The 25,379-nt window shown below is 65.3% G+C and carries 13 protein-coding genes; 5 read left to right on the top strand and 8 right to left on the bottom strand.

Annotation, left to right across the window (positions count from 1 at the left end; translation table 11 throughout):
* The first annotated feature begins 30 nt into the window (after positions 1-30).
* Together CH275_RS26890 and CH275_RS26885 are read left to right on the top strand one after the other, a co-directional pair.
* Positions 31-609, top strand: a complete 579-nt coding sequence (locus CH275_RS26890) for a hypothetical protein (RefSeq protein WP_094681217.1) — start codon at positions 31-33, stop codon at positions 607-609.
* On the top strand, positions 606-1,493 hold the full coding sequence (locus tag CH275_RS26885; protein WP_143546892.1) for a hypothetical protein: 888 nt from the start codon (positions 606-608) through the stop codon (positions 1,491-1,493). The genes CH275_RS26890 and CH275_RS26885 overlap by 4 nt, the downstream gene beginning before the upstream one ends.
* Before the next feature lie 50 nt (positions 1,494-1,543).
* Here CH275_RS26885 and CH275_RS26880 read toward each other — a convergent pair whose 3' ends face one another.
* The 5 genes from CH275_RS26880 to CH275_RS26850 all read right to left on the bottom strand — a co-directional run bounded on the left by CH275_RS26880 (position 1,544) and on the right by CH275_RS26850 (position 8,348).
* Positions 1,544-2,986 (bottom strand): hypothetical protein, encoded by a 1,443-nt coding sequence (locus tag CH275_RS26880; protein WP_094681215.1) that lies wholly within the window; start codon positions 2,984-2,986, stop codon positions 1,544-1,546.
* Between the two features lie 315 nt (positions 2,987-3,301).
* The gene (locus CH275_RS26875; protein WP_094681214.1) at positions 3,302-4,297 is read right to left on the bottom strand and encodes a hypothetical protein; all 996 of its coding nucleotides are present in this window, start codon (positions 4,295-4,297) and stop codon (positions 3,302-3,304) included.
* 161 nt (positions 4,298-4,458) lie between these two features.
* Positions 4,459-5,319 carry a hypothetical protein gene (locus CH275_RS26870; protein ID WP_094681213.1) on the bottom strand — a complete coding sequence of 287 codons (861 nt, stop codon included), beginning with the start codon at positions 5,317-5,319 and terminating at the stop codon, positions 4,459-4,461.
* A 1,657-nt stretch (positions 5,320-6,976) separates the two neighbouring features.
* The gene (locus CH275_RS26855) at positions 6,977-7,801 is read right to left on the bottom strand and encodes a zeta toxin family protein (RefSeq protein WP_179276378.1); all 825 of its coding nucleotides are present in this window, start codon (positions 7,799-7,801) and stop codon (positions 6,977-6,979) included.
* A gap of 85 nt (positions 7,802-7,886) precedes the next feature.
* A complete protein-coding gene (locus CH275_RS26850; RefSeq protein WP_094681209.1) occupies positions 7,887-8,348 on the bottom strand; it encodes a helix-turn-helix domain-containing protein in 462 nt (153 codons plus the stop codon).
* Positions 8,349-8,690: 342 nt separating this feature from the next.
* Here CH275_RS26850 and CH275_RS26845 point away from each other — a divergent pair, with 342 nt between their 5' ends.
* Entirely contained in the window at positions 8,691-8,891 is a 201-nt protein-coding gene (locus CH275_RS26845) for a hypothetical protein (protein WP_094681208.1), read from the top strand.
* A gap of 87 nt (positions 8,892-8,978) precedes the next feature.
* Here the strand turns inward: CH275_RS26845 and CH275_RS30500 are convergent, their stop codons facing one another.
* Complete coding sequence (locus tag CH275_RS30500; RefSeq protein ID WP_094681207.1) at positions 8,979-16,364, bottom strand: helicase-related protein; 7,386 nt, start codon at positions 16,362-16,364, stop codon at positions 8,979-8,981.
* Positions 16,365-17,014: 650 nt separating this feature from the next.
* Positions 17,015-22,813 carry a MobF family relaxase gene (gene mobF / locus CH275_RS26835; RefSeq protein ID WP_179276377.1) on the bottom strand — a complete coding sequence of 1,933 codons (5,799 nt, stop codon included), beginning with the start codon at positions 22,811-22,813 and terminating at the stop codon, positions 17,015-17,017.
* Positions 22,814-22,976: 163 nt separating this feature from the next.
* Here mobF and CH275_RS26830 point away from each other — a divergent pair, with 163 nt between their 5' ends.
* Positions 22,977-23,264, top strand: a complete 288-nt coding sequence (locus CH275_RS26830; protein WP_143546888.1) for a hypothetical protein — start codon at positions 22,977-22,979, stop codon at positions 23,262-23,264.
* A 5-nt stretch (positions 23,265-23,269) separates the two neighbouring features.
* Positions 23,270-23,914, top strand: a complete 645-nt coding sequence (locus CH275_RS26825) for a M48 family metalloprotease (protein ID WP_143546887.1) — start codon at positions 23,270-23,272, stop codon at positions 23,912-23,914.
* A 28-nt stretch (positions 23,915-23,942) separates the two neighbouring features.
* Here the strand turns inward: CH275_RS26825 and CH275_RS26820 are convergent, their stop codons facing one another.
* A complete protein-coding gene (locus CH275_RS26820) occupies positions 23,943-25,190 on the bottom strand; it encodes a putative nuclear RNA export factor SDE5 (protein WP_094681203.1) in 1,248 nt (415 codons plus the stop codon).
* Positions 25,191-25,379: the final 189 nt, after the last annotated feature.

The following is a 25,379-nucleotide window of genomic DNA, read 5'->3' as shown; positions in this document are numbered from 1 at the left end:
TCGTCGTCAGATTCCAGAAAGGGTCTTGCCGTGAACCAGCTCCGCTCGTACGAGTCCTACTATCGCCCGCTCGCGTGCACCGTCGCGGCGGTCGCCGCATTGACGGTGGGATGCAGCTCCCCCGCCTCCACACCACCGTCGGCGACGCCGGCCAGCAGTGACAACACCGCGATACTCGACTCCGACGTCGACGCCGGCCGTGCCATGGACACCGCCCGCAACGGCGCGGAAGTTCTGTTGTCCTGGTTCCCGGGCAGTGACGCCAACGAGGCGGCGGCCGCCGACCGCGCACGCGGCTACCTCGCCGACGCTCTGGTCGACCGCATCGTCTCGGCCGGTGCCGGCAAACCCGCCCAGACTCGGTTGTGGGACCGAATGGCCGAAGATCGGCTCACGGTGCAGGCTCGTTGCACCGCCATCACAGCAATTCCCGAAACCGCGCGAACCATCGCCGTGGATCTCACGTGTGAGCAGTCAGCGACAGAACTCGGTCGTACGCCGCTCGAGGAAATCAGCCGCACGGTGCGTGCCATCGTCACCGCGGACGGCCAGCAGATACGAGTGACCGCAGTCTCGATGTCCCCATCAGAGTTCGATGGTGAGGCATGACAGCGCTACGTTCGATGCCCGCCGGACCATCGGATTCGGCCCGCTCGACCACCGAAGCGTGGGAGAGCGGCGACCACTGGAACATTGGCGACCGCGCTGTGTGGGTCGCTCAAACCGGACACCGGCTCATCGAGTTCGAGGTGACGATTGCATCGCCGGACAACGGAACTGTGTTGTCGGGCAGTCTCTCCGGGGGTAACGAGCGGGAACCGTTCGAGCTTCCAGGGCGATTCGGCAACGTTCGCCACACCGGATCCGAACAGCGGTACTGCCTCCCGTGCGCGCGGTCACTGCACGAACTACGGACCCAGACCCGCAGGTGGACCGACCTCCATTGGGGCGGATGGAGCCCGCGAGCACACCGGAAACATGCACTGCTGCAAGCAAGTATCGAGTGGCAGCGTGTCATCGGCGGATTCCGCGGAACCTTCACCCGCGCCGCCGACGTACCGGACTGGCTACGCCAGGTCACCGCCGGCGCACTGATCCGCAGCTACTCGGACTCCCTGCGCGTAGCCCGAATCGAGGAGCCGATCGACTGGCCGACCATGTTCACCGACCACCCCGGCGACCTGCGGATCGTCGTCGACAAGTCGTTGGACACAGACGGTGACCTATGGTCACGGATCACCAAGGCCTACAACGCTATCGGAGATTCCGGTATTGCCGCGCATCTCACCGTCGACCTCGAAGTCACTGCCGACGGCGAGCTCGTCCTCAACCCGTACGCCGTCGGCAGTGCCGAGCTCGACACCACCACCGACGATCCGGAGTACTACCTGCAGCTCGACCCGCGGCACGCAGCACTCATCGACCACGTCACCGCCACACTCTCGACGGGCCCTCTGCAGCCGGCCGGATTCTGGCCCGTGACATCGCAGTAGCGGGCCTGGGGTGCGGTCGGGAACCGATCGATGAGACAAGTGTCGACCCGTCACGTCTTCGGGAGACCGAGCAGGAACATCACACGTGCGCGCGTCCCTGGACTATCGCGCGCATGGTCAACAGGAGGCTCGATCGTGAACTGACCGATACCGGTCAGCCTCGAGGTCGGTGTGTTCTTGATGGCTTCGTCCAACACACCCATGGCCGATGGAATGAGCCGCTCGACGAACGTTGCCGCGTCGATGTAGTCCCCGAGCCCGTCACCGAATCGACGCAATCCCCAGGCGTCTTGGCCTCCGAGCTGGTCGAAGTGGTCGACAAGGACATCGGCTTCATTCCGAGGCAACCGCACGAAAGTCTGCGTGTGCGCAACCCTGGATTCGTTCAACGCAATGGCCGGTAGTCCTTCGCCGTGAACGGTGTTCCGGAGAAATCGGCAGATCTCGAACAACCGGTAGCCGGTGCTGTCCGGTGCGAACAGGTCCTCCAAATCGGCGTTGCGCAGCTTCTTCAACCACTTTTCGTTTTGCCAACCCGCAGTTCTGGTCTTGTCTTTCGGTAAGTCGTAGACGAGGTGCGCGGCGCGGGCCGCGGCGTCGAAGGCCCCGACGAGATTGACCAGAAAGTAGTCCAGGGACTCGACCAGACGATCCATAGTGGTGTTGGTCTGGCTTGCCATCGACGCGATGAGCAGTTGGTCACGGCACCGCAGCATGCGGATGATTCGCTCGCGGACCGACTGAGCCAACAGCGCAGGCGTGTCGTTGTCGGTCGCGTACGTGTGTCGACTGAGCTCGGAAGCCCACACCCGCCACGACGGAAGGAGTTCCTCCACTGCCAAAAGAAACATCGAGCGCTCATCGAGCACCAGACGCTCCGGACCGACTACGGGGTACTGACCTTTGCTGCGGAGATACAACCCGACGACCCCCACCGCTTGGACGGCCGAAAGCGGGTTCGTCTCCGTTACGTACGCTGCCTGGCTCGACAGGAGGCGCGGATTGATGGTGGCCAGCAGGTCCGCGCGCATCTCGTTGCTGGCCCGGGCAACGAGAAGCTCCGCCAGCCACTGCTCAGCGGATAGACCTGCGTGGGCTCCGGCGTCCTCCTGCGCGAACGTTTCGTAGGTGCTGTAGGGCCAGATCGCCCGTTCGGTCCATCGCCCCTGCCCCTCGATAGTCGAGAACCCCAGGTAGTCGTGGGCGCTGGGGTCTAGGGGTCCCGGCGGTATCACGACCCGGCCGGCGTCGGCCGGGTCGTCGGCGGTGCCGATCCAGTAGCGGTCGATACTCTCGCCCTCTGTCAGCGACCACAGAAAGATCTCCGGGTCCGGCATGTTGAGCGGGGCGTATGTGTTTCCATTCCACTCTTCGAGCCGGCGATGATCCGGGGCAACGTCTACGACGATGCGCAGCCGTCGACCGCCCTGATCGAACGGTCCAGGTGGATCGCCCGCGGCCTTCCCTTGTCGTGCTATCCGTGGAAAGCCCATCGCCGCAACTCTCTTCAGTATCCGCCGTCGAAGTCCGCTCAGACGGAAAAGGGCACGGACAATAGCTGTCCGTGCCCTTCGCGTACAGGGAATCAAGCCATGGGGCCTTGGGGTGCGACGTTACCCATCGCGCCGCTCCAATCACGGAGCCAGAAACCGAGCGGGCCGAGTCCGAGCATTCGGGCACTTCCTTTCGCTGGAGGAAACTGAGCCGTCCACGGTACCGACGAATGGACCGATGTGCACCCACAAGTCGCTCTACCGGCCACGGACCTTTCCGGGACGGTTGGTGAGCCGCTTCGCATATCTACTCGCTCACTGCGCGTCCAGATACGTGTCGAGCGCCTGACGGATCTCGGACTCCACTTCCTCCGCGGGACGGCATTCAGGGCTGAATGTCTGCCACTGGTCCCAACGAACACCCAGCTCACCAGCGAATCTTTCGAGAACACGCGCACGTCGCTCATCGAGCGGATCCGCATCCAAATGGTGGTCCAGGACACGTAGATCGCCGAAGTTGAACAACAGAAGGTCACGCGCGAGCACACGTGGATCTGTCGAATCGTCGGGCAAGGTCGGCAACAGTGTTCCGTAGCGCTTCATCTCGTCCTGTTCGCGCGCGGCTCGCTCCTCGAACTTCTTCTTCTCCCAGGGTTTTCCGTGATCGAACATCGCAGAGTGCCTGTGTGGGTGACGGTAGAGGAAGTCGGGAACTTCGGAGACCACGGGAGTGCGCAGAAACTCCAGCATTTCGTCCTCACGGGCCCGCAGATCGACGTCCGTCGCTCCCGCTGCTGTGGCGCGGAGAGCACCGACGCGTGCCGCGTCCAGGTCCTCCTGGCGCGGCGTATACGGTCGCGCTACCTCGCAGCGGGCGAATGCGCAGCTGTAGGTGTCGAGTTCGTCGGCCACACAACCTATCCGGTACTGCTCCAAATTTTGCTCAGGCTGCGCGACGTCAGTCAGCCGCGTGGCATCCCACTCGAACGCGGCGTCGATTGCGAGCTTCAACCGTTGTTCGGACTCTTGCCACAGCGAATGGGCAAGTGCCCATACGTCGATCGAGTGCAGCGTCCTCGCGCGGCGTACCGGATGGAACGGTGTGCGGGAGATTTCACCGACTTGCTGTTTTCTGATGTGCATCGTTCGTGCCACCTGCGCGTGCGTGTAGTCGGCCGCGAGCAGTTGCTTGACGGTGGGGTTGAGGACCAGCATTTTCACGAGTTCGTCGAACGTGGCCACGTACCTGTCGGAAATCTCTCTGGCAGATCCAGCCATTCGTACCGTGGTCACATCGAGTGCGGATTCCATTCTGCAACCATAGTCGCCGGGTTCCCGATTCGGAACCGACCAAGTTCCCGAGTCGGAACCTTGAGGCTAGTAGCCATTGATATGTACCGGGCAGTTCACGTTCCCGAGATGATGTGTTCCGATCCCCGAGCGTCCTGGGTAGATGCCCCCTCGGTCTAGTCCTAGGCTCGGCCCCGCAGCGTTGGCGGCTGGTCAAGCGCAGCGAAGTCTAGGTCGACTAAGACTTGGCGGACGTACGATGGATCGCCCCCAGATGCTGTCTTGATGTCTTGCAATAACGGCCAACCAATCTCCTCCGTCGATCGTCCCGCCTCAACATACAAAGGATCGCCGTCGAAAGGTTCGTCGAACCATGCGAGCTTGGCGTGATCAAGAATGTCCAGATAGTCGTCCAAGTGTTCATTACTGCTCACGATGCTGCGAAGTAGTGACCAACGTATGCGGAATTCAGCGTCTCGCGGTCCCAGTGCTCGGCGTGACTCGCCGCGGGTCACGACCATCGCTAAGAGCGACCGAGCTCCTATGGGCAGCTGCGCCAAACGAGTTGCGAAGCGCTCTAGAACGGCCAGGTCAAAGGGTAGCTCTTCTGTCCTGTCTTCTGTGCCGAAGATGGCGGACAGAGTGGTCGGCATAGTCCAAGTGGTTCCCTCCGTGACGTCACCCAATTGCGCTCTCAATCGGTCGACCGCGCCTGTGTATATAGCTTCATGCTTAGCCTTGAGGCTTTGGAGCGCCTGCACTGTCCACGTGTCGAGGTCGCCGTCTATGACAGAGTGGTGGGTTCCGCACATCAGAACCAGATTCGATTCGAGGCGGCGCTGCTCGTTCGTCATATTGTCGTTGAAGCGTGGTCCGTCCGGCATCGCCGCCTCGATATGCGCGATTTCCCCGACCAAGACGCTGTCAGACCCCAACAGAGGCTGGTCACAGCCGGGATATGCGCAACGATTGCCCGACTTCAAGAACAGAATCCCGGTGGTTGGCTTGTCCGGTGTCAGGCGCTTCGGTATCTCATCTCCCATAGGTGAAACCATAGAGATAGGTGGGCGGGCAAAGCGATTGTTAGGGAGAGCAACTGTTCTTACAGTATGCCGAGGTCTCATCTGACCTGCGGCGGGATTCCGTTGTGGCTGCGACAATTCCTAGATGATGAATGCAGTCGGACGGCGATCGGGCCGCCTCGTTAACCGGGTGTCTGTACTTAGTCCATCGTCTCACAAGCCGTGGTATCGCCCTAGGCTTCGAGGGAGAAAGACAGAACGTAAACCTACCCGGCTCGGGCGGTCCGCCGACGTTCGTCGAGCGCGACGAGATGCGAGTTCTGATCGCTTTCCAGCAACTGTGAGATGGATCGGCGAGAAGCTTCTCACCCCGATGATCGTAGGTTTTACCATTTTCGGGGCCACGATCTACACGACCAACCAGCGCACTGAGGCCGATAGGGCTATTGCAGGTGAACAGGCTGCGACAGCACGGGACATCGAGGACCAACGAGCTAAGTCGTCTGAGCGGTTAGAAAACTTGCGTTACCTCAGAACGCTGGCACAAACACCGGCCCCAGAGCGCTTCGTCTTAGGGATGCCGAGTATTGACTTGCACGGAATGGATCTGTCTGGCATCGACATTAGTGGACTAAATTTGAACAAAGCCAATCTCTCAAATATTACTGCAGCAGACTTGACTGCTGTGTCGGAGATGCCGGCAGGCGATCAACCGGGCAATACCCCTTCAGGATCCCCGACTTGGGCACGGACACAACTCAATTCCGTAAACCTTGAAGGTGCTGACTTGAGTTTCACGTCGACCTTCGCCGGCGCACAGATGCAGTGTGCCCGGCTCGGTGGCGCTCGCGTTGCGTCAATTGGAGCACTGAAGGGCGACAGAGTGATTCCAACCGACCTACGGGCTGCTGATCTCCGTGGACTCGTCTTGCAACCACCTCTTCAAGTCACCTTCTGGCCACCCCCAATCGGTACCGCTAGGTTGGACGGAGCGGATATAAGGGGTGTCGATTTCAGCCGTGTGTCGCTCGACGGCGTGACGTGGGGTTCTGGCTTGTTCTATGACGACACGACACAGTGGCCAGAAAGCTACCTAAAGCCCACGAACCTTGGAGATCCGACCCGACGTGAACAGGGGTGTGGCCGCATAGCCGTCAGCCCTTTTGGCAAGTTCGAATTTTGACTCCGCCACGAAGAGTCCTGTCCGCTGTAGAGATGTCGGTCTCAACGACCGCTGTTCCGAAGGCGGTAGTCCAAGACTTTCCATTGATCGGAACTGTGTGCAGTGCGTCCCACGAGGAGTCTTGGACGGCGGGTTGCCAGGTGAACACGCCGGACATCACGGTTAAGGCGACATCGGCGGGTTCGGTTCCGATGGGTGCGATGGCGTAGCCGGCGTCGGTGCCGGGTTGTTCGGGGGTGCTGGTGCTGCCGCCGAAGATGAGTACGACGATGGTTGCGATCCCGGAGGCGGCGAGCAGGCCGAGGCCGATAAGTACGGCCAGGGTTCCGTGTCACAGCTCGGGGTCCGTTGCTCGCTGGACCGGGTGACCGTCGGGGTTGAGCTGGCCGAGGGCGCGCCCTGGCACAGTGGACCGTCATGCTCGCCAAAGCGGGAAATGTTGGAGGAGCTCAATGCGGGACATAGCAAACGCTTAAATGCAGTCGGCGGTCAGGTCTATGGGCTTGTCCACTCCCCGCTGCGGTCTCTTGACCATGACTGCTCGTGCTTCGGCGGTTCCATAGGGGCGGTTGTTCTGTACAGGTCGTATTTCACGACCTCGGAGAAGTTGAAGGCGATCTCGCTCGCGTTCATTTCGCAGTGCGAGACGGTCCGCCCTGTCGCGAAGAGTCGAGTCACGGCCGACGCAGGCAACCACCGGCCGCCCATCGCCGCCGTCGGATCATGCGGATCAGCCAGGGCGTTCTCGTAGCCCGTCCTCCACCGTGTGACAACGCGTGCGAGTGATAGCTCCTCCTCAGCCTCGACGTCGATCACGTGGATCTTGTAACCGAAGTCCCCCAGCTGCCGAACCAAATCCTTCGCCCACGGCATGTACCCCAGCGTCCCGTCGATGGCTACGTTCTCGCCCGCACGCATCGCGTCGCTCAATGCACGTTCTTGAAGGATGGTCGACTCGCGGTGCACCAGCGCGGAGAGTTCGAGCGGGTGAAACTGTTCCTCGAAGTTGTCTCGCAGGGGTCGTGGTATCAGGGACGCGATCGAGCCGTCCTCTACAGCAGATTGAAGCAGCAGTGTCTTGAAGTCGTCGGCATCGATGCGACGGTGGTCCGCGAGGTGCGTGTTCGATGCCCCCATCAAAGTGCTCTTGCCCGCGGCGGGCGGCCCGGCAAAGAGCGTCGCCCGGCGCGCGCTCCGTAGATCCTGGGAACTGTCGCGCCACCTGCCGAGCAGGGCAGCGTGCAGCTTTCTGCGAGCCGACGTGGGTACGAGTTCGCCAGCTACTGTCCGGAAATGGCGTCGGTCCTTGACGGTCGCCAATGGAGCATCGATGTTTAGCGGGCCGACGGGCGTCGACAAACTTTCCAGCCGCGCCCGACGGTCCTCTACTGCTTCATGGGCCAAGTCAGTCTGCTACTGCCTCGAGGATGCGGTCGTAGTCGGCCTCGTCGATGAATCGATCGTCCAATGCCCGCCCGACCTGGAGGTTGAAGCCCGACAAGTTCAGTCGCGGCACGTCGCCCTCGCCTGCCGGAGCCTGCTCGACCGGCTCGTAGATCCATGTTGAGAGCTGTTCGATCATCGTCTCCCGATCGAGCATCTTCGCTGCGTACCGTGCCGCGATCTCGTACGGGGTACCGCCAGCCAAACCTGGACGCACATCCGGTGCATCGATGCGCGCCATCTTCAACCACTGCGAGATGGCGGGCTGACTGACCCCGTTCGCTTCCGCCAGACGCGTCTGCGTCCACCCCTTCTGCTCATGGAGCTGCCGCACGCTTCGAAGGTGCTCGATGCGATCGACAGCACCACGCGCTTTGGACGTCGTCATGGTCGCCTCGAGTGCGCGTTCCAATAGATCTGTCATGACTACCTCCTCGGTATAAGTAATCTTATACCTGCAGTTCGAGGGGTGCAAAATCTATTTCCGCATGGCAATGCTCTTAGAGCCCGTGTCACATTGGCTACCGCTCATGTTCTAGATCACCGTCTTGTCGCGTGCGGGTATCTCTGGTCGGTCGAGTAGCTTGCCGCGTACGCTCAGGGTCGAGGTGGGAACGGCGCACTGGCAATGGGTTCGCCCAACAGAAGCGGTTCCCAGATCAGCCAGCGTCGGACACAAGTTGCCATGGGGTTCGCCCCAACCTCTGTAGCTGATTCTGACGGTTATGGGTCCATACCTCAGGACACATGGACGTCAGGACCGACTATGCCCGAACTCGCCAACAGCCGAACGACTACAACAGTCGCCTCATCGCTGCTCCTCACCCTCACTTTGACTGGCCAGACCACAACAGCATCCATCCTGTATCTGCTCACCCTGGCAGCATGGACCTCCGTGGAACTGGCGTCCTCGCCAACAGCCGTCGCGTTGACGAACCGTCCTGCCAAATCGCGCAAGAAGACGTAGTACGACCGCCGTAGCGGGGTCAGACGTGTCGCACTGCGTTGTTTGGCCTCCAAAATTTCCCTGGTAGGGCCCGCCAGGAGATGTCCGTCACCGCTCGAGGCCCTGATCGCGGGAGTGGTTCGAATCCGGCAGGTCGGGTCGTGAGTTCTCGCGCTTCTTGCCCGACTGCCGGTTGAGCATGGATCTCAGCGACGGTGCCGAGCCGACCTCTGAGGACCGTTCCGGTCCGGCCGCGGATTCGCTATTCGATTCCGGCTCCGCGTCGAGCTTTCGTATCGCATCGTCGGCGGCGTAGCGGGCGGCGTCCCGGCGTTCCTCGAACCCGGAGGTCGAGTTGTCGGGGCCGGTCCATGCCGTCCAGTGCCAAGTGCGGTCTGTCCATTGGATCGCCGCTCCCGGTGCACCACTGTCGCGGTCCGCTCCGCGCTGAAAGCGCGACCCGTCAGGCGATTTCGGCTTCCACGGGTCATCGGCTCGGCGTGCGTCTCGCTCGGCTTGGGCCGCGGCCCACTTCTCGGCGAATGCCTGCATCCGATCGGGGACGGACTCGACGAGCGCTGCCCGGCTGCTGTGTTGGGCGTCGGCGTGTGCGGGGGTGGGGTTGAGGTCGAGGCTCCATTTCGGGTACAGCCCTTGCGATCGGCGCCGGTCGAGGTCGCGGCCACGTTCGGTGAGCGCTTCGGGTGAGTTCTCGCGCGCGTTGACGTCCGCTTTGAGTTCGGCGAGCGCGTAGCGTGCCTGGGCGAGTTCGTCGGTGCGCGTGAAGATTCGGTCCTCCTGCGCGGTGAGTTCGGTCAGTCTCCCGGCGATGTGCGCGCGGTCGGCGTGCGCTGCGGTCGCTCGCACGGGCAGTTCTTTGATCATGTTGCGCATCTGCTGGAGGATCCCCCGAGCGGCGGTGGCACTGGACATCGCTTCGGTGAGTTTGCGGTGCTCGACGTACCGTTTCGGTCCTGCTGCGATGGACAGTTCGAGTTGGTCGTTGACCGGGCGGTAGGTGCCTGCGATCGCGACGCCGGCGATCTCCGCGAACTCGCTCGGTCGTCCGCTCTTGACCGCCCGCATGTCGATGTACGTGGTCTGCAGGACGTTCTGCAGCGCGTCGACGAGCGATTCGGTGTCGTCGTCGGCGGCGGTCCGGTGATCGATGGTGATCATCTTCTCGGCGCGGTCGTCGATGTCGAGCCATGCTGCAGCGCGGTCGGCATTGGCCTCGATCGTCGGCATGTCGGCGTCGAGGCGCTGGGCGGCGCGGTCGAGGCGGTCGATGGCCGCGCGGCGGGAGGCATTCGCGTTGGCGATCATGGTCTGTTCGGATTCGAGCGCGTCGACGTGCGCCTGCTGCTCGATCGCCCGGACGTAGACGGGGTCGCCGGTGGCGGCGGCCTTGGTCTGCGCGGCGGAGAGGGCGATGTCGCCGCCGACGTCTTCCATCGTGTCGGGGATCTCGCCGCCGCGTAGCTGCTGGACGGAGTGGGCTTTGCGTTCGATGATCTGCCACATGGTGGCGTCGTAGGAGCGTCGGGCGACGATGTTGACCACGTCGACCTCGCGGTGGACGTTGCCCTGCCGGATGATGCGCCCGAACCGCTGCTGCATGTCCGCTGCGGTCCACGCGGGATCGAGGGAGATGAGCTGTTTGAGTAGGCGTTGGGCGTTGACCCCGGTGCCGAGCTTGGGTGTCGAGCCGATCAGCACGCGAACCTTTCCGGCGCGGCAGTCGGCGAAGAGCTGCTGCTTCTGTTTCGGTGTCGGGTAGTCGTGAATGAACACGACCTCCGATCGCTCCATACCTCTGTCCACCAACGCTTCTCGCAGTCGCGCGTAGAGACTCTTCTCCCCCGCCCCACCGGCCTTCGGAGTGCCGCGGTCACAGAAGACCATCTGGAACACCCCGCGGGCGTCGGGGCCGTGCCGGTCGGCGGGGGTGAACAGGTCGCGGTGCTCGAGGTGGGTCTTCCAGAGCAGATCCGCCGCGACAGCGACCCGGTCGTGTTCGGGCTCGGGTTCGGGCAGTTTCGCCAGCGTCGGGTGCAGGGAGGCGTTGCGCCCGTCGTTGGAGATCTTCAACGCGTTGTCGACGTCCATGCTGCGACCGGAGGTCGCGGCCATGCGTTCGTCGAGGTCGAACATGAAGTCGCGGACCTGCGGTGCGAGGTCGAACTCGACGACCAGCGGCTTGCCGGTGCGCATTCGCGGCAGCTCGACGGGGATCTGGTCCTCGGTGACCACGTCGCGGAACTGATCGACCATGGCGATCAGTTGACGCAGGTTCTGGTACTCGGCCATCCGCGAGATCGGACGCAGTGAGGTGCCGGTGATGTTCATTTCGACGGTGGTGCGTTGTTTGGCGAATGTCTGTGCCCAGGCGTCGATGTGGCCGATGCCGGCGGCGTCGAGCAGATCGGGGCGCAGGTAGCGGTTCATCACCCACAGCTCGGACAGGGAGTTGCTCACCGGTGTTCCGGTGGCGAAGGCGATCGCTTTCGCGGGCGCGTCGGGCTGTCCGGATTCGATGTTGCGCAGGATCGCGCGGTCGCGCAGCCACCGCGCTTTCATCTCCAGGTCGGAGGCGCGTTGCGATCCCTCGGGCAGGGACAGGTCGGCGGAGTTGGAGGTGCGGGCGAGGTTCTTGTAGTAGTGCGCCTCGTCGACCCACAGGAAGTCGCAGCCGGACTGCTCGAACGTCAGGCCGGTGTCGGATGCCTTGGAGGACACCAGTTTCTGCTGTTTGGCCTGTTCGCGTTTGAGGACGCGTTCGATCTGTTTGACGGTGTGCTCGCCGCCGGTCTCCTTGGCGCGTTCGAGGCCTTCGCGTAGTTCCATCATGCGGGTCTCGATGTAGGCGAGTTCGGTGTCTTTGCTGACGGCGATCAGCTTCATCACCGATTCGGGGACGATGACCATGTCCCAGTCGGTCACGGCGGTTTGACCGATGAAGCGTTGCCGATCGCGGGGCCCGGACAGGTCGCCGCCGACGAGCACTTTCGCGGCCGGGTAGGCATCGCGAACTTCCGCGGCCCACTGGTCGACGAGATGGTTCGGCACGACCACCCACGGCTGGCGTTTGTGTCCGAGTCGGCGCATCTCCATGCAGCTGATGGTGATGGTGAGGGTCTTGCCCGATCCGACGCAGTGATCGAGCAGGATCGTCTCCCCGTGAGTCAGACGCTGCTCGGCTTGCCGCTGGTAGTAGTACGGAATGTAGTTGGGGTTCAGGCCCGGGTACTGCTTGTGCTCGGTGGCGAACTGGGGTTTGACGAACCGGTTGAACCGCCCGTTGTAGACCTCGGTGAGGTGCTCGTAGCGGGCCGGATCGGACCAGAGCCACTGCACGAACTTCTCTTCCAGCCGTACTGCGCGATTGCGCAGGTCGGTGGTGTGTTTGGGGTGGAATCGCGGTTTGGGTTCGCGGTCGAGCTCGCTCTCGGTCTTGAGCACTTCGACGGGCTTGTTGTTGGCGATCGCGGTGAACAGCTCGAGCCCGGAGTAGCGGCCGGCGATGCCCCACGGGTCCTCGTAGCCTTGCGGGTCGTCCCAGTTCGGGGCCGAGCTGGTCTCGAACTGCCAGGTGGCGTTGACCGCGGCGTACGAGACCGTCAGCTCGTCGGGGTCGATCCCGAACTCCTGGACCAGGAACTGCTTGTGGTTGTCGACCCCGACCCATTCCGCGCCGGGGCGCACCCCGATACGCGCCGGGTCGGCGTCGGGTGGCACGACGGCTTCGAGAGCGTCTACGACGCCGGTGTAGACGTCGGGGTTCTCCGCTTCGGCGACGCGGGCGCGCGCGAGTTTGCTGCGGACATCGCCCGCGAGGAATTGGCCGGCAACCTCGTAGGTACTCGGATCGGTGAGCGAGGGGTAGATCTTGCCTCGCGCTCGGTCGAGCACGTCCTCGACGTCGGTATCGAGCATCTCGGCCACCCGTTCGAGGTCGACGCTGCCGCGTTCGTCGAAGGCGATGGCGATCGCTTCGTCGATGCCGGCCGCGCTGGTGGCGCGTTCTGTGGTGAAGGTGACGTCGGTATCGAAGATCGAGGTCTTGGAGGCCTGCTCGGTCTCGTCGTCGAAGAGTTCGAGCGATCGGACCATCGCCATGCGGGGGTCGAAGCTGATGGCCCCTTGCAGGTGATGGCGGCTCTTACGGGGCCCCTGCGCCGGGGTACGTGCCTTCTCCAACAGCGCTTCGGTGACCTCGGCGGGCATCTCACCCCGGTAAGGGGGTAGATCGAGATCCGCGAGGTCGTCGGGGTCCACTCCCCGGTCGAGAGCAGCCTGTTGGGCTGCGTCAATACGCCACTGCGCTTCGAGGGCGGTGAAGTTCTCGGCGGTCTTCTCGGGACTGTTCTCGGTGGCGTGGTTGGTCCACTTGAACCGGTTGATGAAGCCGTACCGGCTGGTGTAGTCGGTGTATTGCCGATCGAGCTTCTCGCGCAGATCCTGTCGGTGTTCGGGTGTCGAGTCCGCGGTGCGCGCGCTGTCACCGATGTCCAGGACGGTGTCGCCCATGGCGAGCAGTCGTTGCCATTGATCGTTGATCTCGCGGCCCTTGGCGGGGGTGAGGACCCAGCCGGCACCGACTTGGTACTGCTCCCAGCGGGAGCTGTGAGCGTCAAATCGCAGTGTGCCGGGGATGGTTCCGGTATCAGTGCCGGAGTCGGTGTGCAGGCCGGCGGTATCGAGCCCGTGATGCTGGGTTCGGTCCGGAGCCGCCGCGGTCATGGCCAGGCCTGAATCCAGGGCGTCGTCGACGATGGTCTCCAGCGCCCGGGTCAGCAGCGTCGGTACGGACTGCGACTGCGGGGCAACGACTTTCATCGTGGTCGCGCCGTACATTCCGGAACCGACCTCGACGGTGCCCAGGATGCGGTCCCGGTGCCGGTTGAAGTACCGGTTCAGGTGGGCCGGTGCGGTGCTGTCTCCGTTCCCGGTGGGAAGGGTGACTTGGGCGACCTCGGTCCACAGCGTGGTCTGTTCGGTGGCCTCGCGGCCCGGCTCTCGCCGGCGGAAGATCAGAACGTCGGTGAGCACGTCGGTGGCGGCCTGGCGGCGATGCGCGGCCGACGGGAGCCGGACGCCGCCGACGAGGTCGCCCAGGGCTGCGATCTCGCGCCGCGCGGCCGGGCGCACCGAATCGGAGGTGAACGTGCTGGTGATGACCGCGACGTACCCGCCGGGTGCGGTCAGGTGCAGGGATTTGATGATGAAGTGGTTGTGGATCGAGCGACTGTTGGGGTTGTGGATGTCGTCGTAGACCGGATAGTCACCGAACGGGACGTTGCCGATCGTTGCGGTGAAGGTGCCGTCGGCGGCGAACGCAGCCTCGAATCCGTGATTGCGGATGTGCTGGTTCGGATAGAGGTGATGGGCGATCGCTGCGGTGATCGGGTCGAGCTCGACGCCGACCATCTTCGTCCCGGCGGGGGCGAGACCGACGAAGTGTCCACTGCCGCAGCCCGGTTCGAGGACGCGGGCACCCTCGGGCAGACCGGCGCGTTCGACGGCGCGCCAGAGGGCGGAGGCGATGGCGGGATCGGTGTAGTGGGCGTTGACGGTGCTCAGGCGGGCCGCGGCGTAGTCCGACCCGCTGAGCAGGGTGCGCAGTTCCTCGCGCTCGGGCTCCCATTCGGCCTTGGCGGTATCGAATATCTGCGGCACGCCGCCCCATCCCGACCAGCGAGCCAGGGTGTCCTGCTCGGCAGCGGTGGCGGGGCGAGAGTCGGCGGCCAACGCCTGGACGACGGCGAGGGCGTCGAGGTTGGCGCGGGCTCGGGCTTTGGCTCCGGACGGAACGAGAACGTCCGTGCCGAGAACGAAATCGACTGCGGGAGCGACAGTTCTGACTGGATCGGAGCTTGCCTCGACCCCACTACCTAACGGTTCCCGGCCCCGGTCGCCTGCGTCGACGCCGCCGAGTTCGGGGGCGGTCTCGGGTTCGGGCGTCGCTTCCTGTTCGGACGTGGTCCGGGGTTCGGGTTCCGGCGTGACGGTATCGGAGACGCCGACATAGCGGCGGGCGGTGTCGGCGCTGACGTAGACGGTGGAGCCGTCGGGGCGTTGGGCGGCGATGAGGCTGTTGCTACGCCACAACGGGCTGGTGAGGGGTTCTCCGGTCTCGTACTGAGGCACCTCGACCGGCGCGACGGGTACCTCCCGGGGTGTCGCAATGCCGGTGAGATCGCCAGCAGGACCGGATGTTTCGGTTCCCGCGGCGTCGATACTGGCCGCATCGGCGCTGGCTGCGGTGGTGTAGCCGTCGATGAAGTCGACGCGGATCTGTGTGGCGTCGACGCTGTCGGCGGGCAGTGATTCGAGTGCTGCGCCGACGACGGGGTCGGCGGAGGGATCGGGCGCGGCGAAGGGTGCGCGTGGGTCGTAGGCGCGACGTCCGCGATCGTCGAAGTCCACGATCTCAGCAGTGGCCGCGTTGTCGAGCTCGTCCTGGGCGCGGTGCTGACGTGCTGCTTCGTCGGTGGTCTCTGGCTCTGTGGGGTCGACCTCGGGTGCCCGGTGGTGGGTCTGCCAGAGCAGGTCGACCAGCTCGTGGGGAAGTGCGTCGAGGCGGGCAGGGTCGGCCAGCAGCGATTGTGCGGCAGCGGTGAGCGCGGTGTCGGTGTCGTCGATGGCCACGACGGCGTCGAGCATGACCGTTTTCGTCCGGGCCAGTGCCCAGGACTGGAACTGGGCGTAGGTGTTCGACGACGCCTGGGCCGAGACGGTCAGATCTGCGTCGGCGAGGACGGCGGCACGGATCCGCTCGGTGAGTGCCTCGTGTGCCGACGCCGGCGGGGGTGCCGGCTGCGTCGCCTCGTCGGCGCTGCGCAGCAGTGGCAGCTCGCCGGCGAGGATGGCTTTGATGGAACGGTCGGCTTCGGCTTTCGTCAGGCGCGCGTCGACGGTGTCGTCGGGCAGTCCGGATCGGGCGAGCAGCGTGCGCAGGGTGTCGAGTTGGCGTCCGGTGGCGGGATCGTTCGCCCAGGTCGGTGGGGTGCGGCGTTGCGCGGCGTCGGCGCGGGCGACGGCGCTGTGGTTGATCGAGGCGGGGTCGATTCCGGCCGCGCGCAGGGCGTTGCCGAGCTGCCCCTCGGCCGCGCGGGCGCGCTCGTAGTCGGCGAGCAGTCGGGTGCGGCGGTAGGACAGGTCCGAGATCCGCTGTGTCAGTGCCTCGATGCCGTCGCGGTTGCCTTGCTGGCGTGCGCGTTCGAGCGCCAGTTCGGCGTTGTCGAGGTGCTGTCTGAGCCGGCCTCCTCGGTGCAGGATGTCGGCGGTGGCCGTGTGGGCGTCGACCCACTGCGCCCGTAGGGTCAGAAGGGAGTCGTGCCCGGTGTCCGGTCCATCTCGTCGAGGATCAGTGTTTCGAGCTCCGCGGCGATCGGATCGTTCGCTGTGGTCGGCGTCGGCTGGTTGTCGTCGAGTCGTTGTTGGATCAGCGCCTGGGCGAGCAGCAGGAATCGGCCCGGCCGGTCCATCCACACCCGGTCCACGATCCGGCTCGCCAGCGGCGAGATGTCCACCGACAGTGTCGTCCAACGCATCTCGTCGCGATTGTCCTGCGCGGTCTGCAGGTGCGCTCGGCGCTCCTCCTCGATCAGTGCGTCCGTGGAGATCACCCGTTGGTAGATCTCCTCGGTCACCTGCGGGTAGAGGTGTTCCTCGAGGATCTTCGACCGTGCCGACTGCCAGGCCGTGGTCATCAACGCCACGGTCGTGGGGTAGTCCGGTGTCACTCCCGGGTTCTCGGCCCGCCACCGGTCCATCAGGAAGCCGTGAGCGCTGTCCCCCACCGTTTCCTCCACCAGTTGGGTCAGTCGCGCCGCTTCGCGTTCGATCTGTTCCTCGCGTGCCGCCTCGGGCAGGTCCGGATCGAGTCCGATCCACTCCCCCCAGATCCTGCGCACTTCGTCGCGGATCCGCAGATCCACGGTCATCTCCGGTTCCGACATCGTCGGTCCCCTCTCCGATCGAAAACAGGGTCGGCTGGTCCTGGTCGTCACGCGCCATGGTCGCTGCGCCCCCGTTCGGTGTGTGGTGAAAGCGAAAAATCTACCCATGCGGCACACCGGTCGGGTGCGTCCGTTCGGCTGATCGGGCTCGTCCATCGTGGTCCGTCCTTCGGTCGGTGCTCACAGTTCATGGCCACGGTCCTTTCGTGGGCCGCTCTCGGGTTCTCGGTGCGGTCCCTTGGCTCCCTTGGCTTGCTGCTTGCGTAGTCGCTCGCGCACCGCGTCCTCGGCGGCGCGTTCGTCCTGCGTGAGGGCGGCGCGGCGTTCGAGTTCTGCGCGGTAGCGAGCGAGCGTCGCGGCCCCGCTCTCGCTGGGGTTGAGCCGCTGACTGAGCGTGGTCTGTTTGATCTTTGCTTTGAGCTCGGGTGTAGCGGTTTTCATGGCCTTGGTTCCTCGTGTGATGCGTTCCTCGATCAGGTCCGGATCGACTGTGGCCTCTGCCGGTTCGGCAGCAGGCGCAGTGGCCTCGGTGGTGACACTGCTCGGCACCGGTGGGGTGCTCTCGTCGGGAAGCGATGTCCCGTGCAGGTCCGGCTCGGAGTCGGGCATCGCCGACGCGTCGGATGCCGGGAGTTCCGAATCGACGGACTCGGTGGTGAGTGCACGGGGATCTCGGGAGGGCTCGACCGCCGCGAACGCTGGATCCGACAGCGCAAGGCGCGCTGTGGTGCGGTCGGATCGAGTCGGTGTACTGCGATTCTGCGCAGGCTTTTTCAGTGCGGCGGCGGGGCTTGCACGGTCGACGTCGGACCTGGTGAGGACGGCGACCTGGCCCGGACTGTCCGGCTCGGGCGAGCGTGCCGGCGGCAGGGGGGTGTGTTCGGCGACGGCGGGTGCATCGTGGTGGGCCTCGTGCATTTCCGCGCGCATGATCTCGCCTTCGAGTGCGCGGACGGTGGCGCGGGCGTCGTCGACGGACATCTGGTCGATGCTGGCGGCTGTGTCGCGGATGACGTCGGCGTCGGCGGTGGTCACGATGTTGCCGGGTCCCCCGGCTGCGGTCTCGAGGTCGGCCTGGGCCCGCTGCCAGAGTTGGTGGGCGTCGCGTTCGGTGGCGTGAGCGTGCTCGCGCAGGATCTCGAGCAGGGCGAGGTCGGCTTGGGCGTGGAGTGCGTCGTCGTCGCGTCCGTCCTTGGTCGCTGCTGCTGCAGCTCGGGCCAGGTCTCGGCATCGGGCGTCGGTGGTTTCGAGTTCGTGGGTCGTGTCGAGCCATCGGGCGTGCGCGTCCTGTGCGGCGAAGTACAGCGGGCGCAGGGCGTCGGCGCGGCTGCGGATCTCGATGATCATGGGGATCGCGGCGGTCATCGCGGGGCCTCGTTCGTCGAGGTACGCGCGCCAGAGATCGTTGCTGCGGGTGCGTGCGTCGGCGAGCTCGGCGTGCAGCGCGGCCACGCGTGCGGCGGGTGCGATGTCTTCGTGTTCGGGGCGGACCATGCGCAGGGAGTCCATCGACTCCGCGAGCATGTCCCAGTCGGCTCCGGTGTCGTACTCGAAGTCCGGTGGGGGCAGGTCGGTCTCCGGGTCGGGAGGTAGGTCCGCGTCGCTCAGGTCGGGGTAGTAGTCGTCGAAGCCGACTTCGAGCACCGGGCCGGTCTCGGCAACGGTGGTGGTCTCGGGGCTGTGGCTCTGTGCGGTGGCGGGGGCCGACTCGTAGGGGTCGGTCTTTCCGGCGACCGTTGCTGCAGCCTCGTCCTCGGCGAGGTCGACCAATGCGTGTTCGACCGCTGGGAAGTCGTGGTGGGTGAACTCATGATGACTCAGGGCGGTGATCCGCCACGCCAACGCCTGGGTGAGCTCGTCGGGGCGTAGTTCGTCGTCGACGTCGCAGGCTTGGGTCAGCAACTCGTCGGTGAAGGCCAGGATCTGCTCCGGCTCCCAGCTGATGGGCGCGTTGTCGACCGCGGCGACGAGCGAGGGCCAGGCGTGATCGCTGCGGATCGTGCGAGCCGTCTCTTCACCGAACACGACGTCGAGCGCCGGCGTCCAGTGCGGTGCGAGGTGCTTGGACGGTGTCGTGGAGTCCAGAGCTGCCGGGCTCAGGGTGCGCGAGAGCCGCCACCACAGGGCTGCGGCGGGCATCTCGTCGGGAAGTGGGCGGTCCCCGGTGACCGAGCGCAGCAAAGCAGGGACGTCGAGACCGGCGCGGCGGGCGGTGGTCAGACGGAGTGCGAGCACCGGCCAGAACGGGTCGGTGAGGATCCGCGGCTCGATCTTCTGCGCGAGCGCTCTCCAGGCATTGGTGGCGGCATCGGGCGAGCCGATGACCGCTGCTGCCCTCTTGTCGAGCCGGTTCTGCTGCCGCTTGTGGGCGGCGGCGAACTGCGGTGGGCCGGTGGGCCGGAGGTCGACGTCGTCGACGGTGCGTGCTGCGCGCCACACGGCGAGATCCGCGAGCAGGTCCGGGTGTTCGAGGAAGGGTCGGGCCCAGACGGGCGCGGTCTCGCTCGTCCAGTCGCGGGCGCGTTCGTCGACCGCTTCCGAGAGGGAGTCGACCACTTCGGCGCGGGCGGTGAGGTAGCTGCTCCACGTCGGGTCTGCACGGAGGGCGGGGGGAATGGCGGGCAGCCACGGCAGTGGCCCACGGCCGGCGGAGTGCTCCCCGCTCGGGTCGAGCCTCCAGTCCAGCACGGCGGCGACATCGACGGCGGTGTCGAGTTCGCGGTAGCCGGCGGCGCGGGTGAGGGCGGCGATCGGGTCGGTTCCCCCGACGGCGCGGATGGCCAGGTGCTTGCGCAGCACCGGCCATGCTGCGGCGTCGGTGACACCGGCGACGACCTTGTCCGCTTCGGCGTCGATGCGCTCCATCTCGTCGTCGCCGAGTACCTGTTCTGCGGCGGTGCCGACGGCATCGTCGTAGGCCGCTGCGGCGATCGGGAGTCGCTCGGCGGGGTCTGCGAGTCGGCGCGCGGCGGTGGTGGCCGATTCCTGCGCGCCGTCTCGGCCGAGGATGCGGGTGAACAGGTCCACCGCCGTGTGGGGTGTGACGGCTTCGGGGGTGATGACCGAGTGTTCGTCGCCGTCGAGGGCGGACCCGAAGTACAGGTGGTTCTCGTGGCGGCCACGGGTGGCGGCGACGTAGGCGAGTTGGCGGGTCTCGTGTCCGCTCAGGACGGTGTGGCAGGTGTCGGCGGTGATGCCCTGTGCGCCGTGGATGGTGCGGGCGTATCCGAGGGTGACCTGTTCGCTGACGTAGTTGGCGGGCAGTGTAACCAGACGGCCGTCTCCGATGCGGCGGACTTTCAGGCCACCGCCCGGGAGCGTGTCTTCGACGGTCCACCGGTTGCCGTTGCGGACGAAGTCGGTGGCACCGACGACGAGTCGTCGATCGTTGCGGCGGGTGGTGATGACGTCGCCGACGGAGGCGTGCAGTCCGTCGGCCAAGGTGACTTCGCGGCCGAGGATCGACTTGCCGGCGGCGGCGAGTCGGTCGATGCGGGCACGTTCGTTGAGGGTGCGGACCGTCTCACGGGTCGGGGCGAGCATGACCGCGTCGAGGCCGTTGTCGATGTCGCGTTGCCATGCCGAGTAGGCCTGGTCTTCGGCGGCGACGAGGTCTCCGACGTGGACTCGGCCATTGTCGATGTAGAAGCCGATGGCTTCGGCGTTTCCGGCGCGCAGGTCCAGGGAGGCGAGGCCTTCGGCGTTGTCCTTGAAGCGGACGACGTCGGTGAGGGTGATCGCCCCGGTAGTGGTGGCGATGTCGCGCAGTACTCCGCCGGCGGCGACGGAGGCGAGCTGTTGATCGTCTCCGACCAGACGGACGCTGCCACCGCGGTCAAGGACGAACTGCACGGCCAGGTCGAGGTCGGCGGTCGAGGCCATGCCGGCTTCGTCGATGACGACGAGGGAACGGTGGTCGATGCTGTCGAACCAGTCGGGGACTGTCACGACCTCGCCGGGTGCGGCGTCGTCGAGATCGCGCAGGGTGTGGACGAGCTTGCCGAGAGTGTCGGTGGTCGCGTCGAGGTCTTGTTCGAGGGCGGCGGCTGCGGCGGCGGTCGGTGCCAGACCGAGGACGTGGCCCCCTTCTGCTTCCCAGCTGCTGCGCAGGACGGCCATGGCGGTGGTCTTGCCGGTGCCGGCGGGTGCGAGGGCGAGCTGGAGGCGTTGCCCGGAGGTGGCGAGCTCGCGGACCATCTGAGCTTGGGAAGCGTTGAGGTCGAACTTGTTGGCGGCGTGTTCGAGCAGGGCGAGGTCGACGGTGAGCGGGTCGACGCTGCGTCCCCCACCGAGTTGCGCGGCCTGTACGAGGCGGTCTTCGGCGGCGAGGATGGACTCGCAGGTGTAGAGGCGGGTGCCTTCGGTGGTGTACACGCTCGCCCCGTTGCTGCGGCGCAATACCTCCGGCTCGTCGAGGTCGTCGTCCGGTCCCAAGGCGACCGATCGCTGCGGGTCCAACGCAGCATCGGTGATGGCGGTGATGGCGTATTCCATCTGCTCGCTCGGGACCGAGCACGCGCGCACGATGCGGGCCGCTTCGGCGCGCACATGCCATTCCTGCCAGCGGGCGCGGCTCTGCCCGACCACCGACAGGGCGTGGTCGGCGCTCTCGGCGATCCACTGTGCGTCCACGGTGACGGGTTCGCGTACGGGCCCGTGGTCGTGGATGGTGCGTCGGATCATCTCCGAGAGGGCGCGTTCGTTTCCGAGTACTTCGATCGCTTCGGCGCGCCAGGCGGTGCGCTGCTCTGCCAGGGAGCGGGGTTCGTGTTTGGCTTCGCGGGTTTCGAGGTTGGCGCGTTGGTTGAGTTTACGGGCTTCGGCGGGTGTGGGTTCGCGGCCGAGTTCGCGTTGGAACTCGGCCGCGAGCTCTCCGCGGCGCAGGTCGATCATCCCGGCGCGGGAGGACCAGCGGGCGGCCAGATCGGCGTCGACGCCGATGATTTCGCGGATCGGGCGTTTGCCGGGGTCGGTGCCGGCGCGTTCGGCGAAGTCGACGCCGAGGCGTTCGCGGAGGTATCCCTCGAGGCGGGTGTTGTAGGTCTCGGAGATCGCGACCATCGCTTTGTGCAGTGGCCGGCCGTCGATGGCGAGCCACTTGTTCTGCCCTTTGACTTTCACCTTGTTCGAGATCGCGACGTGGGTGTGCAGGTCGGGCTCGCAGGCGCGGGAGTCGCGGTGGGTGAAGGCGGCGGCGAGCATTCCTTCGGTGTCGACCTGCTGCACACCGTCGGTGCCGAGCCGAGTCAGCAGGGCGTTGTTCTCGAACCAGTCGAGCGCGTCTTTGACCGCGTCGTGGTGGGCGGCTTCGATCGCTTCGGACATCTCTCGCGGGGCCAGCGCCCACAGGGCACTGACCGATTTCACCGGGGAGAAGGTGACGTCGTATCCGGCGACGGCGGTGGTCTTGGCGCGGGAGTTCTTGGCGACCCAGCCGCTGAGTTCGCGATCGTCGAGCGGTGCGCGGCCGAGTTCGGTCTCGAACATCTCGCGGGCGATACGGGTGCGGATCTGCGCGCGGACATCGTCGTCCACCGGCGCATGGGAGGGCAGACCGAGTGCGGCGTTGTGTTCGGTGAACGCTTCACCGACCGCCTTGCGGAACTCGTTGACGCCGGAGTGAATCCGAAAGGGGTTGCCCAGCTTGCTCTCTCGCAGCGCGAGCGCGGCGGCGTCCTTCTTACTGGCACCGTCGGCGATCAGGGCGGTGGCGTGCCTGCCCTCGATGGCGGTGGCGTCGGGGTGCTTACCTTCGCCGAACAGGGCGAGCATGTGCGCTTCGGTGACCTCGTCGCCTGCACCGATGGTGCGCAGAGTGGGCAGCCCCGAGCCCATCCAGAGGCCGGGTGACTCGCCTTTCGAGGAGTAGTAGTCCGCGAGAGTGTCGCGTCCACGTGCGGTGGCGTCGTGCGCAGCGACCTGCCGGATCAGGTACATGTACCCGTCCCCGGCCGTCAGCTTGTGCATCGTCGCGGTCACGAAAAAGATCATAGCTGCTGTTATCGTTTCGTTATCCTTAATGCAAGAGGTCTGTAGGGCTTGATCTTGGGTTCGTGAGGTGAAATGGTGTGGCGAGGAGAACGGCTGCGCTGGCGGGGGCCTGTGAGGCCGTGACGAGGTCTGGGTTGGAGTTGGGACTGCGGTGAGTAGGTCGGGTGATCGGATTTCCACACGGACTCAGCTCCGCGCGGCGGCGGCGGCGAAAGTGGCCGATGCGGCCGTGTCGGCGCGTCCGGCGGTGGCATCGTTTCTGGCAGCGCACGCTCAAGTGGTCGCGGCGGAGCGGGCGATGGTGGCGGCGTTGATCGAGTTGCAGTCCCATGTCGGTGGCCTGGACGTGGCGGCGGAGATGGTGGGCCTGGATGCCGAGTCGGCGCGGGCCTTGGTCTCGCGTGTGGCTGCCGATGGCACCGAGCGCGGGGGCGGGTGAGGTCCGTGCGTCGGCCGGTGCCGCAGTCGGCGACGACTGCCGAGCAACGCGAGGTGTGGGTGGCTCGTGTCGGTGAGCTTGCGGCGCTACTCGGTCAGTCCACTCCCCCGGCCGTGGAGTTCCTGCCCGGTCCGTTGGGTATGGGTGCTCGCTATCACCACGGCACCGACACGTTGGGTGTCACGGACGGGTGGATCAGTGCAGAGCCGGATCCGCGGTCGTTGCCGTCGTCGGCATTGCTGGCCCACGAACTGGGGCACCGCGAGGACTTGACCAAGCTTCGTCGCGCCCGCCGGCTCTACTACGTGGCGTACGTCGTTCTGGTGGTGATCCTGCTCGGTGGCTGCGCCGCCGCGTTCGTATCGTCGACGCGCGATGCCAACGGCGGGTTGGCCGGCTCGGTGTGGTTCCCCTTGTTCATTGCGTCGATGGGTGTTGCCATCGTGGTCTCGCTCATGGTGATGAGCTGGCCGCGTGAGTACTACGCGGACGGTGTCGCGGCGCGTCTGTTCGGCAGTGACGGTGTTGCGGCGTGCTTGGCCGTGTACGCCGCCAACGGTCCTCGTTCGACCGTCTGGCCGTCGCACACGCACCCCTCACACCGCATGCGGGTCGCGAGGCAACGTCGCCGCGAAACCCAGAGACGTTAGGTTGCCCGGCACGAGAGCACGTGGACGGTCAGGTCTGATCGGACTGTGCGACCGCCGCTCGGTAGCTTTCACCGATGGTCTCGGCCTGAACCGGAATCTCGATGGGCTCTCCGCTGTAGGACTCGCCGTAGGTTTGCGCGGTCACGGTCCACTCAGCGGTCAGAGAGGACGCGGTGTGATCGATCGCGTGCAGGATCAGCAGTTCGTCGTCGCTGGTCCATGTCTGGTCGGGGCGGAGGTGTTGCAGATCGATTGTGATGACGACCGTCTCGTCGTCGACGTTCTCCCACTCGAGGGGCGCGCCTGCAAGTTGCAAGCCTTTGCTGTAGTCCATCACCGGGGGTCGAAGAAAGGAGTCGAACAATGGCTCTCCGGGTGGCGAGACGGGGGGGATGAACTCGCTGAACTCGAAGGCGTCGCGCTCCTCCCAGTCGAGACCTTGCGTGCCCTTGATCGTGATGATGACCTGAACGTCGTTGAGAAAAACCTTCTCAATGTTTCGTAGACGCAGTCGCATGCCCGGCCACGTGATTGCGGCCAGGTACTGCTCGCTGTCGGCCCAGCCTTCTCGCACTTCCTCGGACCACTGATTTAGACGGTTGTTGAGGTCTGCTCTCTGTGAGTCGCTGTCGATTCCCAACAAGCTCGAGAGGTGGGGCGAGACACCGAACGGCGATGCCTTTCGCGCAGCCTCGTCGGCCTCGGCGAATTGCTTTCTCTCGTTGTCACCGACCGCGGAAGTGAAGTGCGCTCGCGCAGCGTCGCCATTGGAGAAGTAGCGGGCAGCGCCGTCGATGGACAGTGATACGTCGATGGGCGGTGGGCCGGCCTCGATGTCGAGGTACTGCTTGCGGATCTGCGCCATCTTGGGCCGATCGATGACACCCGTCATTCGCTCGAGGTGGTAGAGCTCAACCGCGGTTCCGTCTCCGAGATCTTCCAGGTCCGCTCGTTCACCCAAGGTCAGCTCCTGGTTGGTGACGAAGACGAAGCCATACGGTGAGTGCGTCTTTGCACCAGTCAGATCGTCGGTGAACTTCTTCTTGATCGTGGTGAACGTCTGCTGCCCTCTGGGGAAGTACACACCCATGATCCAGCTCTTTCCATCCTTGGTGGCGACGGCGTCTTTGCCGCCGTCCTTGCCGCCGAGCGGGTGTGAGGGGTCGATGTTCTCGTACCCCTCCGCGTCGAGGACGTGCGCCGCGAGGCGTTCCGATGGAGTCTGGCCTTGCGTCCACTCTCGGAGGCGGAACCACGTCTCGTCTGTGCGCGTCATCTACAGGGGCCTTCCGATCTCGAACAACGGTGCACCCGCGAGAGTAGCTACCTGCCGTCGCGCACCTCGCTATATCGGTGCGGCGCTCCGTTGTCCTCGATCGTGGAGGAATGCCGTCGTTCGACTCGTGTGTGTGCGGCCTTGACCGGGTAGACTCGGCGGCGCTGAGGATGCCGTTGCGGGTCGATC

Origin of the sequence: Rhodococcus sp. 06-235-1A, assembly GCF_002258785.1 — a bacterium.
Lineage (GTDB): Bacteria > Actinomycetota > Actinomycetes > Mycobacteriales > Mycobacteriaceae > Rhodococcoides.
Note: the sequence above shows the minus strand (reverse complement) of the source record. Positions and strands in the feature narration are given on the sequence as shown.

What these genes read in the sequence shown, in the direction of transcription:
- CH275_RS26885 (WP_143546892.1), top strand. Translation starts at nt 606, where the DNA reads ATGACAGCGCTACGTTCGATGCCCGCCGGACCATCGGATTCGGCCCGC.
- CH275_RS26880 (WP_094681215.1), bottom strand. Translation starts at nt 2,986, where the DNA reads ATGGGCTTTCCACGGATAGCACGACAAGGGAAGGCCGCGGGCGATCCA.
- CH275_RS26875 (WP_094681214.1), bottom strand. Translation starts at nt 4,297, where the DNA reads ATGGAATCCGCACTCGATGTGACCACGGTACGAATGGCTGGATCTGCC.
- CH275_RS26870 (WP_094681213.1), bottom strand. Translation starts at nt 5,319, where the DNA reads ATGGGAGATGAGATACCGAAGCGCCTGACACCGGACAAGCCAACCACC.
- CH275_RS26850 (WP_094681209.1), bottom strand. Translation starts at nt 8,348, where the DNA reads ATGACAGATCTATTGGAACGCGCACTCGAGGCGACCATGACGACGTCC.
- CH275_RS26845 (WP_094681208.1), top strand. Translation starts at nt 8,691, where the DNA reads ATGCCCGAACTCGCCAACAGCCGAACGACTACAACAGTCGCCTCATCG.
- CH275_RS26820 (WP_094681203.1), bottom strand. Translation starts at nt 25,190, where the DNA reads ATGACGCGCACAGACGAGACGTGGTTCCGCCTCCGAGAGTGGACGCAA.